Origin of the sequence: Niallia oryzisoli, assembly GCF_043641075.1 — a bacterium.
Lineage (GTDB): Bacteria > Bacillota > Bacilli > Bacillales > Cytobacillaceae > Bacillus_BD > Bacillus_BD oryzisoli_A.
In genome coordinates, this window is record NZ_JBHZRC010000001.1 from 643,220 (window position 1) to 659,828 (window position 16,609).

General features: G+C 36.5%; 18 protein-coding genes and 1 pseudogene. 16 read left to right on the forward strand and 3 right to left on the reverse strand.

All coding sequences use genetic code 11. From position 1 onward, the window contains the following. Positions 1 to 3: 3 nt before the first annotated feature. Positions 4 to 861 (forward strand): annotated as a pseudogene (locus ACHUFV_RS03335) (manganese catalase family protein). Between the two features lie 92 nt (positions 862 to 953). Here the strand turns inward: ACHUFV_RS03335 and ACHUFV_RS03340 are convergent. Beyond that, on the reverse strand, positions 954 to 1,313 hold the full coding sequence (locus ACHUFV_RS03340) for a carboxymuconolactone decarboxylase family protein (RefSeq protein WP_394232190.1): 360 nt from the start codon (positions 1,311 to 1,313) through the stop codon (positions 954 to 956). A gap of 208 nt (positions 1,314 to 1,521) precedes the next feature. Here ACHUFV_RS03340 and ACHUFV_RS03345 point away from each other — a divergent pair, with 208 nt between their 5' ends. From ACHUFV_RS03345 to ACHUFV_RS03390, 10 genes are all read left to right on the forward strand, one after another. Beyond that, positions 1,522 to 1,800, forward strand: coding sequence for a transcriptional regulator SplA domain-containing protein (locus ACHUFV_RS03345; protein WP_394232191.1), 279 nt, complete (start codon positions 1,522 to 1,524; stop codon positions 1,798 to 1,800). After that, the gene (gene splB, locus ACHUFV_RS03350) at positions 1,778 to 2,806 is read left to right on the forward strand and encodes a spore photoproduct lyase (RefSeq protein ID WP_394232192.1); all 1,029 of its coding nucleotides are present in this window, start codon (positions 1,778 to 1,780) and stop codon (positions 2,804 to 2,806) included. Before ACHUFV_RS03345 ends, splB begins: the two co-directional genes overlap by 23 nt. Positions 2,807 to 2,912: 106 nt before the next feature. Continuing rightward, positions 2,913 to 3,086 carry an asparagine synthase gene (locus ACHUFV_RS03355; RefSeq protein ID WP_394232193.1) on the forward strand — a complete coding sequence of 58 codons (174 nt, stop codon included), beginning with the start codon at positions 2,913 to 2,915 and terminating at the stop codon, positions 3,084 to 3,086. A gap of 226 nt (positions 3,087 to 3,312) precedes the next feature. Beyond that, positions 3,313 to 4,323, forward strand: coding sequence for a DUF3231 family protein (locus ACHUFV_RS03360; RefSeq protein WP_394232194.1), 1,011 nt, complete (start codon positions 3,313 to 3,315; stop codon positions 4,321 to 4,323). A 10-nt stretch (positions 4,324 to 4,333) separates the two neighbouring features. Then, a complete protein-coding gene (locus tag ACHUFV_RS03365) occupies positions 4,334 to 4,804 on the forward strand; it encodes a hypothetical protein (RefSeq protein WP_394232195.1) in 471 nt (156 codons plus the stop codon). Positions 4,805 to 4,974: 170 nt separating this feature from the next. After that, positions 4,975 to 6,585, forward strand: coding sequence for a GGDEF domain-containing response regulator (locus ACHUFV_RS03370; RefSeq protein WP_394232196.1), 1,611 nt, complete (start codon positions 4,975 to 4,977; stop codon positions 6,583 to 6,585). A 35-nt stretch (positions 6,586 to 6,620) separates the two neighbouring features. After that, positions 6,621 to 6,995: a response regulator transcription factor gene (locus tag ACHUFV_RS03375; protein ID WP_394232197.1), complete on the forward strand. Its 375-nt coding sequence runs from the start codon at positions 6,621 to 6,623 to the stop codon at positions 6,993 to 6,995. Beyond that, a complete protein-coding gene (locus ACHUFV_RS03380; protein WP_394232198.1) occupies positions 6,982 to 9,876 on the forward strand; it encodes an ATP-binding protein in 2,895 nt (964 codons plus the stop codon). Before ACHUFV_RS03375 ends, ACHUFV_RS03380 begins: the two co-directional genes overlap by 14 nt. Positions 9,877 to 10,035: 159 nt before the next feature. Then, positions 10,036 to 10,740: a hypothetical protein gene (locus tag ACHUFV_RS03385; protein ID WP_394232199.1), complete on the forward strand. Its 705-nt coding sequence runs from the start codon at positions 10,036 to 10,038 to the stop codon at positions 10,738 to 10,740. A 159-nt stretch (positions 10,741 to 10,899) separates the two neighbouring features. Continuing rightward, positions 10,900 to 11,238 (forward strand): hypothetical protein, encoded by a 339-nt coding sequence (locus tag ACHUFV_RS03390; RefSeq protein WP_394232200.1) that lies wholly within the window; start codon positions 10,900 to 10,902, stop codon positions 11,236 to 11,238. Positions 11,239 to 11,274: 36 nt separating this feature from the next. On the opposite strand, the gene ACHUFV_RS03395 is transcribed toward ACHUFV_RS03390, so the two are convergent. After that, complete coding sequence (locus tag ACHUFV_RS03395; protein WP_394232201.1) at positions 11,275 to 12,117, reverse strand: hypothetical protein; 843 nt, start codon at positions 12,115 to 12,117, stop codon at positions 11,275 to 11,277. 270 nt (positions 12,118 to 12,387) lie between these two features. Here ACHUFV_RS03395 and ACHUFV_RS03400 point away from each other — a divergent pair, with 270 nt between their 5' ends. The 3 genes from ACHUFV_RS03400 (at position 12,388) to ACHUFV_RS03410 (ending at position 13,983) form a co-directional block, all read left to right on the forward strand. After that, positions 12,388 to 12,597: a DUF1540 domain-containing protein gene (locus ACHUFV_RS03400; protein WP_394232202.1), complete on the forward strand. Its 210-nt coding sequence runs from the start codon at positions 12,388 to 12,390 to the stop codon at positions 12,595 to 12,597. 187 nt (positions 12,598 to 12,784) lie between these two features. Next, positions 12,785 to 13,303 (forward strand): hypothetical protein, encoded by a 519-nt coding sequence (locus tag ACHUFV_RS03405; protein ID WP_394232203.1) that lies wholly within the window; start codon positions 12,785 to 12,787, stop codon positions 13,301 to 13,303. A gap of 23 nt (positions 13,304 to 13,326) precedes the next feature. Then, positions 13,327 to 13,983 carry a DUF429 domain-containing protein gene (locus tag ACHUFV_RS03410; RefSeq protein WP_394232204.1) on the forward strand — a complete coding sequence of 219 codons (657 nt, stop codon included), beginning with the start codon at positions 13,327 to 13,329 and terminating at the stop codon, positions 13,981 to 13,983. Between the two features lie 83 nt (positions 13,984 to 14,066). On the opposite strand, the gene ACHUFV_RS03415 is transcribed toward ACHUFV_RS03410, so the two are convergent. After that, positions 14,067 to 15,032, reverse strand: coding sequence for an endonuclease I family protein (locus ACHUFV_RS03415; RefSeq protein ID WP_394232205.1), 966 nt, complete (start codon positions 15,030 to 15,032; stop codon positions 14,067 to 14,069). Positions 15,033 to 15,219: 187 nt separating this feature from the next. Between ACHUFV_RS03415 and ACHUFV_RS03420 the strand changes: the two genes are divergently transcribed. Continuing rightward, positions 15,220 to 15,402, forward strand: a complete 183-nt coding sequence (locus tag ACHUFV_RS03420) for a hypothetical protein (protein WP_394232206.1) — start codon at positions 15,220 to 15,222, stop codon at positions 15,400 to 15,402. Positions 15,403 to 15,565: 163 nt separating this feature from the next. Further along, complete coding sequence (locus tag ACHUFV_RS03425; RefSeq protein ID WP_394232207.1) at positions 15,566 to 16,528, forward strand: phosphoglycerate dehydrogenase; 963 nt, start codon at positions 15,566 to 15,568, stop codon at positions 16,526 to 16,528. Positions 16,529 to 16,609 lie beyond the last annotated feature (81 nt).

The following is a 16,609-nucleotide window of genomic DNA, read 5'->3' on the forward strand; positions in this document are numbered from 1 at the left end:
GTCTTGTATTTTTACAAAGAAGACTTAATTAATATAATCGTACCGGATAAACCGGATCCTGCTGCTGCAAAGGTACTTCAGGAGGCATTGGGTGGTCGTTTTGGCGAAATGCGTACCATGATGCAATTTTTCTTCCAAAGCTCAAATTTCCGCGGTAATGCAAAACCTTTCCGTGATCTTATCCGCGGCATCTTTCTTGAGGAAATCAGCCATGTTGAGCTGGTACAAACAACCATTAACCAACTTTTGAATGGCTCTGGTGAAGAAGCTGTCGGAGCAGGAGGAAATACTGGTGCGCCTTTAGAAGAAGCAGTTAAAGAACACGCAAATCCACATCACTATATTATGGGCGCACAAAGCTCGCTTCCAGTTGATGCGGGTGGGAATACATGAACCGGAAACTATGTATACAGCCACGGGAACTTAGTCGCAGATTTATTGGATAACGTCGTATTAGAATCGACAGGTGTGTTGCAAAAAACGCGTATCTATGAAATGAGCTCAAATAAAACATTTAGAGAAACCCTCGCATTTTTAATTGTTCGTGATAACGCCCACCAAAATGCCTTTGCCAAGGCATTAGAGACACTTGGAGTAAATTGGGGCAAGATTTTCCCTGTACCAAATTATGATATAAATAAATATCCTGAATGCCGCAAATATGTAGAAATGGGCTTCCATAATGCCCAATTCAATTTCAGATTGGATGATACCCTAATGGGTCAAATCTTCCAAGGTGAATCACCGAGCAGAGATGATGGCAATCTCCAAGTCGTTCCGCCTCCAAATGGCTATCCTGTACCAATTTTGCCTGAAATGCCGAATGAACACAGCCCTGGTCTTCATGATATAAATTCCTAGTATTTTTTCGAGAAAAAGGATGGACCATGTAGGCCCATCCTTTTTACTTATATTTTTTCTCAACAGGTACTGCCCCTTTATAATAGGTTATATTATTGCATCATTTGATTTAATTCCTGCATACATTCCTGAACAAGAGTAACACCCTGACTCATTGATGCCCCGCCGCCAAATGCAGCTGTTACACCGACAGCTTCAAGTATTTCCTGCTCTGTACAGCCTTGATCAAGACAGCCTTTCGTATGGTAAATAATGCAGTACTCATCCTGCGCATGTATGCTGATGCCAAGGGCAATTAGTTGTTTCTCTTTTTGTGTCAGAGTACCGGCTTTAAAGCATTCCTCCGTAAAATCATTAAATTTACTCGCAAACTCAGGCATCTTTTGCGTGAATACCCCGAGACCCTCTTTGTATTTTAATAATGCGGATTCTATAGAATTCCCAGCCTCCATTATTTCAGCTCCATTCCTAATTGTATTGATTGACCAAGGTTATTATTAGCTAAATAGAGAGGTTTAAACGGCCCATTTTATTGAATATTAATTGGTTAAAACTTAACTTATTTACCATTAACAAGTAAACATAATTACAGGAATACAAGGCAAAATTTTAATATTGTAAACCGCAAATGCCAGTGATAATTCTAGAAAAGGTGATGGAATGGATTTAACTAGCGAAAATCAATCCTATCAAGCAGGAGAGATTGTTTATGTTTTTTATCGAAATCCTCATACCCAGGATGTAGCCAATGTTCAGGCAGCAGCCGTTGTCAATAACCCCGAACAGCCGGGAGAATTAGCCTTATTTTTATATGAGACCTATTATCCGTTAACAAATGAAACCGCTGTATATAAAACGGAAGAAGAAGCAAATCAAGCCTATCAGTACTATTATGGGGATTATAGAGGGGAGTGGAATGATGGATCCTTTTACTCCTAGACTTGTTTACTTTGAACCGAAAGCATTGGACTATCCATTAGGAATGGAGCTGAAGGAGAAGTTTGAGAAGTTGGATGTCGAAATTCGATATACAACTTCTCATAACCAGGTTCGAAATCTTCCTGGCGACACGGATCTCCAGAAATACCGAGTAGCGAAATCCACACTTGTGGTCGGTATCCGAAAAACACTTAAATTTGATACATCGAAGCCGTCTGCAGAATATGCCATTCCGTTTGCAACCGGCTGCATGGGACACTGCCACTATTGTTACCTGCAAACCACTATGGGAAGCAAGCCGTATATTCGGACATATGTAAATGTAGATGAAATCTTGGGGGCTGCTGACAAATATATAGAGGAGCGTGCCCCTGAAATTACCAGATTTGAAGCAGCCTGTACCTCTGATATTGTCGGAATTGACCACCTAACACATACGTTAAAAAGAGCCATCGAGCATTTTGGGGAGTCCGAATATGGAAAATTGCGATTTGTGACAAAATTTCACCATGTCGATCATTTGCTAGATGCAAAGCATAATGGAAAAACAAGATTTCGCTTCAGCGTCAATGCTGATTATGTAATTAAAAACTTCGAGCCTGGAACATCACCGTTAGCAAAACGGATTGAAGCAGCAGGTAAAGTCGCACGTGCAGGCTATCCATTAGGCTTTATCGTCGCTCCTATTTATATGCATGAGGGGTGGGAGGATGGTTATTATCATATGTTTGAACGTCTAGATGCCGAATTGCCGAAAGATACAAGAGAGGATATCACATTCGAATTTATCCAGCATCGTTTTACAAAACCAGCTAAAAGAGTCATTGAAAAAAACTACCCTATGACTAAATTAGAATTAGAAGAAGAGAAACGAAGATATAAATGGGGAAAATACGGAATTGGAAAATATATCTATCAAAAAGATGAAGAAGAGGATTTGAAAAGTAAGCTTTTCACTTATATGGAGAAATTTTTCCCTAAAGCTAAATTAGAATATTTCACATAGTCCCGAAGAGTTAAACTGCTCTAAAATTTTAGGATATTCCCGTACTTGAAGGTAACACTAATGATGGTGAACCAACACCAACTAACTTTGGCAAGGGGGAAACTTTATGAATATTCGTGAAGGACTTATTCCAACAGCTTTAGGTTCGGCAGTTACAGCAACAGGCTATGCCTTAAAGCAAAAGCGCGGATCAAATAAAATGATAGCCAACACTGTTTTTGGTTTTGGACTTGCCCATGTCGTGTTAGGTGTCATTGACCTTGCCACACATCGTCATTAGAAACAACAAAGAAGGCTGAGCATCAAGAGCTCTCCTTCTTTGTTAAAATCCAAAAACAAATCTCCGTAATCATACAATATGCCTATTTGACCATCTATTCCTAAATATTTCCTCTTCCATTGTATAGTGAGAATAAATTACCGTTACAATATGGATAATAATGTTAATCAATTTTATACATACTCTTTCTAAACATATGGTTTAGCACCACCTACCGGAGGGACTTATGGAACAAAACAAGCATTTAGAATTAAATTCAGCTGAAATTGCTAATCTATGGACCCAATACCTAAATGACAGTGCCTCTATTTGTATTCTTTCACATTCCATCGCAAAGGCAAAAGACGAGGAGGTAAAGAATATTCTTGAATATGCTCTCACGCTTTCTCAAGGGCATATTGCAAAAATTACCGAATTTTTCGAAGAAGCAAATTTCCCCATTCCAAAGGGGTTTACGTTAGAAGAGGATGTTAATCTGAATGCACCTCCATTATTTACAGATACCTTTATGATGGTTTACATGTATGTGATGACATTACTTGGATTAACTGGGTACGCAGGCGCAGTTGCTACATCTGCACGTTCAGATCAAATCGACTATTTTATTGAATGTAATCGGCAAACAATGGAGCTGTATAAACGAATCGCTACACTCATGCTGAATAAAGGGATCTACAGTAAACCTCCCCGAATCAATACACCTAACGAAATTGACTTTGTTACTAATGATCAGTATTTAACAGGCTGGTTTGGAAAAAAACGGCCATTAAATGTGATGGAAATTAGTGGTGTAAGCTTTAACATGGTCAAAGTGGTTGTAAAAGTTGTTTTGGAAATTGGTTTTGCACAGGTTAGTCAAGATAAAGAGGTTCAAAAATACTTCCAAAGAGGAAAAAAAATGTGCGAGAAACAATTTGGTATTCTGAGCAAATTATTAACAAAGGATGAGTTAGCTTCACCAGCTTCTTGGGTTTCAGAAGTGACTAGTTCAACGGTGCCTCCATTTTCTGATAAATTGATGTTAAACCATATTGTCATTTTAGTTGCTTCCGCAATCGGTTATTTTGGTGCAGGTGCTTCTGTTTCACAAAGAAGGGATCTAGCATTGGAATATACCCGTTTAATGGCAGAAGTAGGCTTATATGCTGAAGACGGCGCCCAGCTTTTAATTAAGTACGGTTGGCTGGAGCAGCCTCCTCTAGCAGATGACCGTGAAAAATTAGCCAATGCGAAATAATGTGGATCCTATGACTAAAGATAAAGAGAAAGTATTAGAAAATATTTTATGGAGCATCGCATTACCAGGCTTCCCCCAACTATTAAACGGGAAATACCTAAAGGGATTTGGATTTATTGCACTTGAGATTATTATTAATGTTCAGGCAAAATTTAACCTTGCTATTCTTCTTAGCTTTCATGGAGAGATTCAACAAGCACTTGACGTAACCAATTTTCAATGGCTTATGTTTTACCCCTGTTTATATTTTTATGCTATGTGGGATGCCTTTAAAGCAGCAGCGGGAAAGAGTTCCCCATTTATGTATCTGCCTTTTGTTTTCTCGGCCTACAGCGTAACTGTAGGATTGATTTTATCACCAAAAGTCATGCTGTTCGGGAAGCTTTGGGGACCTGTTTGGCTGCCGATGTCGTTTGTGATTCCTGGAGTAATCGTTGGTTTTATAGTAAAAATGATACTTCAGTATTTTACTCGTAAATAACAATAGTGCTTAACAATCAGCCCCTCTATCATATAGAGGGGCTTTTACATACAAAAAAAGTTTTGAAAAAGTACAAACTTAAACCTTTTTTATTAGTAATCAGATAATACTTTTTTAGTAAAATATTCATATGCATTACACAAAAATAATCATCTGGAGCAGGAGCATTGATGGAGAAGTATCAAAAGCTATTATTAAAAAACATTCGCTCACAATTAGAAAAATGGATGGAACAAAAAAAGGATATTCCCCATCATGAGGTCTATCGTTTCCTTCATTCCATTTCAGGAACAGCTGGAACCATAGGCATGATCGAAATAATGAAGATAGCAAAAGAGTTAATGGTGCAATTAAATGAACAAGCAGCAAAACTCTGGACACTGAAGGAAATTCAAGAATTTATGATACAACTTATCTATTTGTCTTATAATCAAACTTTAGAACTGACACACGAAGATAAGGCGGAAAAACAAGTAAAGGAGGGTCAGCCTTTTATTCTAGTTATTGATGATGAAACATCTATGCTGATGTATATAAAAGAGGAACTTGAAAAAAGCGGCAACGTTGTTATGGTAGCTGCCGATCCAGTAAAAGCCATTTCATCCTTTTATGATATGCGGCCTGATTGCATTATTTTGGATATTCATATGAAAGGAAAAAATGGATTTGAGCTGTTAACTTTTTTAAAGGAAAAACTAAAACAGCTATTTGTCCCTACCATTATGATTAGCGTGGATAACTCGATTGAAAATAGAGTAAAAACATTTGAAATGGGCGCTGATGATTTTATTGCAAAACCGTTTGATATGGAGGAACTCAGAGCTCGGGTCAAACGACATATAGAAAAGAAACGATTAGTAGATAACCTCATATTAACAGATGAATTAACTAGAGTATACAACCGCAAATACATGAAGCACGCATTTGATACCATGTGTTCAATCCTATTAAATCGTCAGGAGCCCTTTTGTCTGGCTATGCTAGATCTTGATCATTTCAAAGTTGTAAATGATTGTTTTGGCCATTTAATGGGTGACCATGTGATACAAACCTTCGCAGCTTTCCTGCAAGAAAAAAGCAGTAAAGATGATATTGTCATACGTTTTGGCGGCGAAGAATTTTTACTTTTAATGCAGGGAGTCTCCGCAGCAGAAGGGAAAGAATTTCTTGAACAACTCATAGTGAAATTTCAAAATCAAACTTTTTACACGAAAACAGATTCTTTTTCTTGTAGCTTTTCTGCTGGAATAGTAGAAGTAAACACAGCAAATGATGATATTGAAAAATGGTTAAGTCTTGCCGATGAGGCTTTGTATAGAGCAAAAGAAGCGGGACGAAGACAAGTCTATATGAACGAAAGTGATATCGAGATATGCTACAAAAAGCCATTGCGCGTAGCCGTTATTGATGATGACCCAATTATGTGCACAATTCTTGAAGAGATGCTTGTTAGATTTTCAAATGAATTGCCCTTTCAGCTAAATGTCAAATCATTTCTAAATGGTACGTTATTTTTATCTGATGAATGGACATATTCAAATGAACCTTATTTGGTTTTACTTGACGGCATCATGCCGGAAATAGATGGACTTGAGGTATTACAGAGTCTTCGGGAATCAACCAGACAGGATCAATATACCGTCTTTATGCTGACGTCTCGAAATAGTCAGAAGGATATAGCAAAGGCATTGGAACTCGGGGCAGACGATTATTTGACTAAACCATTTAAAATGGCAGAATTACAGAAAAGAATTCGCTATTTATGTACTCGAATGAAGTAAAAGGACTAAAACACGTAGTGAAAGGAAGAAAATGCATGGCTCAAAAAATATTATTAGCAGAAGATGAAGATGTACTTCGTATGCTGGTGGTTGATAGTTTAGAAGATGAAGGATATTTAATTGACGAAGCCTGTGATGGAAATGAGGCGCTTAGGTTTGTAATCGATAATGATTATGATTTGATCTTAATGGATTATATGATGCCTGGAATGTCTGGATTAGAAGTCATAAAGGAAATTCGCAAAATGGCTGATAAGGAGCAAGTACCCATCATGATGCTGTCCGCTAAAAGCCAAAAAACAGACCAAGAATTAGTTCTTCAAGAAGGAGCTGATTATTTTATGGCCAAACCATTTAGTCCGCTTGCACTAATAGAAAGAATTGAGGAAATACTACGTGAGGAAAAATAAGAGAAAGCAGAGTATAACAACCCAATATATTAGATTAATTGGAATTTTTGCTTTCGCTTTTATTATTGGGCTTGTCGTTTTACTCGGCTATCAAAAGTATATTCATAATCAGTATGCCGAAACAAATAAACACCTGCAAGAAAAAGAAGCCGCGGCCCATCAGCTTGAGCGCACCTTTAATCAAATATTTTTTGAAATGCGCGGCTATCTAGCCTTTGATAATATCACAATGCGCAATAAAGCACTGCAATTGGAGGATGATACAACAGAATTAATCCTTCTATTAAAAAAGGCAGCAGTAACAGAAGAAGATCTTTTATTTATTTCTGAGGTATCAGACTTTCAAAGCTATTATTTCGAAGTATTTATTCCAGAGCTTTTAACTGCATATGAAACAGAAGCAAATAGCGACAAGAGTATTGCCATGAATATAGCTCAACAAAATGGTACACAGCGAGTGAATGAACTCCAGTCAAGTATGAGTTCGTATACAAATGCCGTCGATTCACATATCCTGGAAAATTTCAAAAAGTATTCGTTAAAACAAACCATTAGTCAATGGTTCTTTGTCGTTTTTCTATTCTTCATGTTAGGTATGCTCGCAACCTTTGTTCGTTTTATGTTTAAACGGCTGGGAACACCGTTATCTGAGCTTGCTGCAGCTGCGGAGGAAATTTCACTAGGAAGAGATATTGTCACCTTTCCACAAAATGATATTCGCGAAGATGAGCTGGGAACACTTTCTCGTGCCTTCGAGAAAATGATTAGGAGTATTCAAGAGAACGAACAAAATCTTGTTGCACAAAACGAGGAGCTTATTGCGCAACAAGACGAGCTCCATGTCCAAAAGGATGAGCTTGAATTCGCACTGAATAAAATACAAGTGAATGAAACAAATTTAAAGAGAAGAAATGATCTAATAAAATCCTTGTCAACCTCACTAAATAAAACAGACGTCCTGCAAAATATTGTTGAGAACTTCAGCAGACTATTGAACGCCGATCACGGCCTAATTGCTACTACAGATTTGAACATTGAATATGCAGCATTTGGTTTATCAGATGAGGAAATAAAGCAATATATTTACCATCAGTATTCGGGAATTATACAGCGGCTATATAAGACCAAACAGGCTTTTACCATTCAAAGAAAATGTACACCAGAAGAAAAAGGATATCATGTATCTGAATTGTACTGTTATGACTTTTATATTCCTGTATTGTCTGCAGACAATGAGCTAGTCGCTCTCATGACCTTTACCCGATTTGCAAACACTTTTACAAAACAAGAGATAGAAGAATATACAGCCATTTCTAAACAGATCTCCCTATCACTTGAAAGAATCCGTCTATTCGAGGAATCAGAGTTTAATCGGTTGCTAACACAAGATATGATTAATACCCTCCATGAAGGAGTGCAGCTAGTTGATGACAAGGGAACCATATTGCAGGAAAATACAATCATACAAAAACTCTTTATAGTTAATCCTATCACAATGGTGAATGAGTCTTTTGAAACGTGGAGTACTAAAATTCTTCCTTCCATTGAAGATGGTGCTGCATTAATGTGTTTTTTGAAAACCATTATTTCAGATGGGACGCCTCAACAAAGTACACATACGTACCATATTACCTCACCGGTTAAACGTGTCATGCAGGTTTATTATGAAGAACTGTACAGGGGTAATAAGAAATATGGAACCTTGTTTGTCCACCGAGACATTACTAAAGAATATGAAGTTGACCAGATGAAGTCAGAATTTGTTAGTACTGTCAGCCATGAGCTTAGAACGCCTTTATCCAGCGTCTTAGGTTTTACAGAGCTAATGTTAAATAAGGACTTAAAGCCTGAGAGGCAGGAAAAATACCTACTCACCATCTATCAGGAAGCAAAGCGTTTAACAGCATTAATCAATGATTTCTTGGATGTTCAAAGAATGGAATCTGGTAAACAAACGTACGAGAAAAAATTTGAAAACCTTTTACCAATCATTCATCAGGTGATTGACATGTACAATGAAAACGAACCTGACCATATTTTTCAGATACAAAAGAAAACAGCTAATACAACTGTATTAGGTGATAATGACAAATTAATCCAAGTATTTAATAACCTTATTAACAACGCAGTCAAATACTCACCAGCAGGTGGAGAAATAAAAGTCGTTCTTTATGAAAAGGAACATTCGCTTTGTATTGACATTATAGACCAGGGGCTAGGGATTCCTGAAGAGGCGCTGCCAAATTTATTTACAAAGTTCTATCGTGTCGATAATTCTGATCGCAGGAAAATTGGTGGTACAGGATTAGGTCTTTCCATTGTACATGAAATTATGAAGGCTCATGAGGGCACTGTCAGTGTCACATCAATACTCAGAAAGGGCAGTAGATTCACATTGACCTTTCCTTTAGTTGAATCGAAAGCAACAGAAGAAAAAGTAAGGAACGATTTCCAATCCTTTTCGTTGGATGACAGCGTTCATGTCATTGTAATTGAGGATGATAAAAATTTAGCCTCTTTATTAACGACAGAACTAGAGGATAATGGATTTCATGTTTTGCAATATATGCAAGGGGATGCAGGAATGGAGGCCATAAAGAAATATAAACCGGATACCATTGTCCTTGATATTATGCTTGATGAATCAGGCATTAATGGTTGGGAAATTCTAGAGCAGGTTAAGCACGATTCTGATTTACAGGATATTCCAATCATTATTTCGTCTGCATTAGAAGAAAAAGAAAAAGGTTTTAAGCTTGGTGCATCAGAATATCTTATCAAACCATATCCGCCACATAAATTATCAAGCACGATTTTGCAAACATTATTAATAAAGGAAAAAAGTGGTCAAATTTTAGTTCCTGCTAAAACGGAGAGTTAAGGGGATCACGCAATAACTAGTCCTTCATTGTAACCCAATGGAGGACTAGTATTTTTTATATGGGAAAATATCTTCCCTTAAACACAAGTGCAAATCTATTAATTTTAGTGATATTTCCCGAATACTTTTAATATAATTCATAGAAAGGAGGGGAGATTCTTGAGCCATAACATTACCGAACCACAATTACTATCTCAATATAGGAGCATGATCCAATTTATTGAAATCACATTTAACGGAGCTCGCTTAGAGCAAACAACGATAAAAATCCCAAGCGAGCTCTTAAAAGGGAAGCACGCAAAGGGATTAGGGGACAAGCTGAAAGCCACCTATCCATTATTTCATGAGGACTTTTCTAACTATTCTAAGCCTGTAAAGGAAAAGGTCGATGCATGTCGGTCATGGTATACAAGGGTCCTATCCAAAAAGTACGGAAGAGTCATGTTTGTTAAAGATAAAGCGGCTTTTGAAAAAGAGGTTCAGACTATCCAATGCCTCATTGAACAATATAAAAAGAAAGTAAGTGATATTTTAAACATCCAAATGGAAGAAACAAAACAGGAATTAATACAGTACTTTACCCCTATTCTAATAGAAGATCCACCTGACCACCTGCTGCACTTAGACAAGGAATCACTTGATGAACAAGAAGTCAGGGATTATATTGAGTGGCTGCTTGGCAAGGAATTTCCCACAGCAGAACAAATCCTAAATCGTGTTGAATTTTACTATGTCTATAAAGATGTCACATACCAAATTCTGCAGGATGACCAGTTTTATCGTGATATCGAAAAAGCTTTTAAAAGAGACCCCATTCATTGGCCGCATCAAAAACAGAAACAGGAAGTATTAAATTTATCCTGAGCATCGAACCTAATCCTAGGAGCAATTCTTCAAACAAGAAGAACTGCTCTTATTTCATTTCGGATAAGATATAAATAACAATAAATATACAAGAATAATAAAAAGGGCTGAGGGAATGATAGTACGTAGTATGTTAAATTTTTTCTAGGGGTGCGTTCCATGTCAGTTATTGTGTATCAGACATTCGAGATGAAACAGGATAAATTTAAGGAAGGTATCGATAATTTAAAAGAGATAAAAAAGTATCGAAATGAGAATTATGATCACAAGGTTGAAATTTTATCTCCAATTTCCGGTGAGGACCATACATATGCACTTCTTGCAACATACGAAGGACTAGCAGAAATGGAATTGCAAAGTAAAAAAATGTCTAATGATGAAGAATACGGAAAGATGATTGGTCAATTTTTTCTAGAAAATATCGTACAAGGCAGCATATACACGACTATATACAGATCACTCAGCGATAAGAAGAACGAGAAAAACAAAGAAAAATAGAACATACTTCACCTTGTATGTTCTTTTTTTATAATATTAATTTAATTCCTCTGCAATACCATCATCTATTTTCCATTGTCCTGAAACAATATCCTTCCAAAACATAAAGTGCAGAGGCTTTCTTTCTTGAGTGTTATTACTTTTATAAATGGTGGCTTTCACATTTATTTGCTGGGAGACAACATCCTCTTTTCCTTCATTCACTGATAAAGATTTCTCATCTAAACGAATAATCATAATCTTTTTTAATTTTTTCTGCAGCAGTTTTTCTTTTTCTCCATTTTCAACAAGCATCTTTATGATCTGTTCATCACCCTGATTTACCGCTACTTCAAATACATTAAGAAGTTGAGATGGACTTATGACATTTAGATAGTCATCAAGTTTGCCGCCTGCCCGTAATATCATTAACTTATGGGACAAATCTTCATGTTTTGAACCATGAGTTGTGCTTCCTAGAAAATGAACACAGAAGTGGCCTGGAAAGCCATTCCTCAAAGCTCCTGCTCCATGTGGCATGCCATGCATTGATGCAGCCAGCATCTGATCATTTGTAACAACAAGAATGGCTCTTCGTTTCCAGCTCCATTTGCCGTTGTAAATTTTCTTCATTATTTTCGTATCCTTATACGTCAAGGGCTGAACATCTGCATGCTTACTCCCGGCACGTCTTTGAACGGTAAATTGCAGCCCTGTCTCCACATCTGTAATGGTGAAAATTGATTTATTTGGAATAATATGATTCACCATTGTCCACGGCAATATTTCTACCGTAAAGCTGTTCGGACTATCTGGATCTTCTAATGTAATCGCATGAGCTTGGACGGAATTTAGAATCAATAATACTGCAAAGACTAAACGGAATAGTTTTCTTTTCATGTTTGAATCGTTCCTTTAATTTTATTAACGCTTCAGGGATAGGATTAACTTAAATTGAAGCACTAGCTATGTATCAGGTGTTACTCTTAATAGAACACCTTTCTATTTTTCTGTCTTCAGGATAATAAATACCTAATAATATTTGGAATTACATAAGGTACAGAACTGGGCAATTCTGATAATCATAAAGGTTAAGAAGCAGGGTAAAATAATCATCTACATCCTTATTCTAAATGCTGCATTATTTATTATTTGAAATGGGGGATTCAGATGCCAAATGTTGAAGTAGGATGCTCAGTAGTAAATTGTGTATTCCATGCAAAAGGGAATATTTGTGGAGCAGATAAAATAAAAATAGACATGGATTTCAACTCAAACTATGATGCAGAATTCTCAAACGAGCTTGGATTTGCTGACGTGAAAGAAGAAGCAAACCATTCAGCCGATACCTGCTGCAAAACCTTTAAACCAAAAGAATAGATATATCGGTGTCAGGCACCCATTATGGACAAATTACACTCTTTTGTCTTTTTGTGGTGCCTGACACCAAAAGTTTTGTTTGTTCACAATCATTCCTCTAATTTGAAGGTAAATATAAAGGAAAATAGTCAATTTATAGCGAATTTATATAATATACTTCATTTCTTTAGAAGGGGAGGGATATGAAATGAGGATATTTCACAGATTTACAAAAACAGATAAAGAGAAAAACACGGAAGGGAAGCTTGGAAAAACAAAAAAGATAAAAGATGAGTTGAAACTAAAACAGGTTGATCAGTTCTTTGGCTATTTATTAACCATCTATAATGAATTTGCTGATAAATATTCAGAAAATGAAGAAGTAAGGCAAGGATTGAAACCACACTCAAAAGAATATTTAAAAAACCTTGAACATGGAATTGCATTAACAAAGAAAGCCCACGATAAAATAAAAGCAATCCCATATGTATACAATATTCCAAAAACAACTCAACAATACATGAAATCCTCGAAAGAACAATTCCTCTTGAATTTAGAAAATTATATTAAGCGGGATGAGACGATTAAAAACAAAAGTGTCGAGGCAATCGAATCTGGATTAATAACAGAAATCTCCGATGAATTTATCATTCCATTTACAGTAAAAGCTCAATTTCATATGGAATCTGCAACAAATTATATGGATCAAGCACGTCAGTCAGTCTAAAACTAAGGGATGGATTAACGATCATGATAGTGATTGGAATTGATTTATCTGGACCTGCCAATCATAAGGACACAGCAATGGCGGTTTTTCAAACAAAGGGGGATGATTTAGTCCTTGCAGAATATATGGTTAATTGTGACGATGAGAAAATTCTATCTACCATTTTCTCATACACTGCACATGACATAATTATCGGAATAGATGCCCCGCTTTCCTACCAGGATGGCGGCGGAGACCGCCCGCAGGATAAATGCTTGCGTGATTTTATTAAGGGGAATGGCCTTTCAGGAAGCTCCATTATGCCGCCAACATTAACCAAGATGGTATATTTAACTCTTCGTGGCATTTCTCTAACTCGAAGAATCAGGAATATAAAGGAAGCTAAGCAAATAAAACTGGTAGAGGTGCATCCAGGCGCTGCAATTGGCACAAGGATTGAGCCTGACCTACTATCCCATGCACTAAACTATAAAAAGAATATCCAATCAAGATACGTTATTTTTGATTGGTTTCATACTGTTGGACTGAAAAATTTGCCTGATATCTTAACGGAAACATCCCATCAAATTGATGCATGTGCTGCAGCATTGGCAGCATGGCATTGGGGTCACCCGGCAAAAAGGCCTGTATGGCGGTGGGAACACGTGACTCCAGCACACCCATTTGAAGTGTGCTGCTAAATTTTTTACTTTTAATCCGAATGATTAAAAGTAAAGTAAAAAGACACATTTCATTGTATAAAAGAAATGTGTCTTTTTCAGGTTTAATAAATGTTCTTTTTCCGAGATGGAGATATTTGAAAGGTCATTTGCTCAGCAAGTTCTGGAAAATCGATAAATGGATTGCGGTTACCTTGAATCAAATAAATAGCTTGATTACGATGTTTCTCATAGATTGATACTTCAAATTGCTGATGCCATTTTATCATTAAGGAAATATCAATATTTCGTAGAAATGACTTTTTAATCGCTCTTGGATAACGAACCAAGAAATACATCATTGCCCTTGCTACAGTTCCTTTGCCATATTCCGGTTCAAAACGGTTTTCCATTGTCACACCACAGTGATTTTGGATTTTTTCATTCGGTAATTCTGGATTATAAAATGAAAAATCATCATAAGGGAAATTAGAGCGTTTAATATTGCAATCGGGCTGACAGGCAAACAAATGATGCAAATCTCCCTTCATTGGATCCTCCGCACCATACCATGATTGCGGGACAATATGCTCTGTATTAAATTTATATTCAACATCTATCTTTGTAATCTTTTCATTTCGAATAACGTAAAGTTCCTTTTGAGTGTTTAATAGTTCCTGAAATCTCCAGTACTTTTTCTGTATTGTTAAAAAGTCATCCTGTAACAGCTTTTTAGGATCCTGATCCATGCCTGAATAAATACTCTTAATCGTTCCATCGGGATGCATATCGACCCACGTATATAAAAATTGATCCTTACTAATAAAATACGTCAAATGATGCTTATGGGTTTTCTTTAGTAACTCATGATATCTATAAAACAAATTAGCTGTTAGGTTTGAAACAGACTGATAGTAGTGTTTTTTATCCTTTTCATCCCTTTTTTGATTATAGTAAAGCTCTTGATTCAGTGTAATAACTTCTTTATTCTTCTCTATCTCCCGAATGGCATCGTTTATATCCTGATAAAAAGGCTGTTGTAATTCATTCAACCTTTCAAGTAGAGTCGTTTCAATTAGACCTTCCATCATATCCCACCTTATAATCCTATCATTTAGGTATAGTGAGTCCAAAACCGTTTCATACTATTAAGTTAACGAAAAAAAAGAAAAGTTTCAATCTATTTTCCATTTCCTCCTTTTCATTTTACTGAAGTGTTTCAACTGAGTATAAATCACTCACAAACGGTAATAGTAAGGGGAAAAGGGGTTGAACATCATGAGTGATTGGAATGAACAAAGTGCACCAAATAATAATTTGACATCAAGTTCGATTCGCACCTCCAACCTGGTTGGAAACAACAAACAAAATCATGAATTTTCTGAGGAACTGTCGGATGGTGGCGTAAGAGACGAAATCATTAATTGGCAGCGTAACAAACGAAAATCCGGAAAATCCTAACATATCTATTTGAAATGGCTGACGATAATCGTCAGCCATTTTTCATGACAGAGGAATTGTCCTTTAATAAACTAAAGCTAATAAATCCCATCTGGGTTACAATGAAATTATGTTTTTTCGATAAGAAATATCGGTAATAGAAAGAAGAAAATGGGGGAGATTTATGAAAATATTATTTATGATTCGCGATCCATTTGTTACTGCCTATCCAAAGCTAATTGAAGATGCAAAAAAGGTGGCAGATGATGTCAAGGTATTATATACAGATAATGGAATCAGTAAATCAGAGCTTTTACAAGAAGTAAGGGATGTAGACATCATTGTTGTAGCAATCGTTAACATTGACCAGGAAGTGATGGATGCAGCATCCCATTTGAAATATATCATTAAATTTGGTGCCGGCTATGATAATATTGATGTTAAATATGCCTTTCAAAAAGGCATTCCTGTTACAAATGCACCTGGACTCAATGCAGAATCCGTTGCCGATCATGCCTTTGGTTTGATGCTGTCAGCGTCAAGAAACATTCCGCAAAAGGATAATGAAATCAAATCCAGCCATTGGGAACTGTCTGTTGGTCATGAAATTTATGGTAAAAGACTTGGCATTGTCGGGTTCGGTTCAATCGGAAAAGCCATTGCAAGACGAGCATTTGGCTTCAATATGGAAACCATAGCATTTGGAAATTACAAGGACTACGATACAGCTGAAAAGTGGAATGTTACCTTTGTTGATAAAGAAGAGCTTTTTTCAACCTCCGATTACGTCATTATTAGCACCTCAGTAACTGAAAAGAACCGCAAAATGGTTAACAAAGAACTGTTAAACAGAATGAAGCCAACCGCCTTTATTATTAATATTTCACGTGGCGCACTCATCAATGAAAATGATCTTATCAAGACATTGAAACAGCGAAAAATTAAAGGTGCGGCATTGGATGTCTTTGAAACAGAGCCGCCAACAAATGAATTGGCCCTGCTGCCTAATGTTGTAGCCACCTCCCATATTGGCGGGTCAACCTATGAATCTATTGAAAAAATTGGAAGTTTAACCATCCAAAATATAATCAGATTTTTAAAAAATGAACCATTAGAATATGAAGTAACACCTGTTTCAAACAAATAAGTATAAAGAAGTAGTTCCCTTTTCAAAAGGGAGCTTTTTTTTTATCCAACAAAGCATAATTATTGTCATTATTTCTCAATC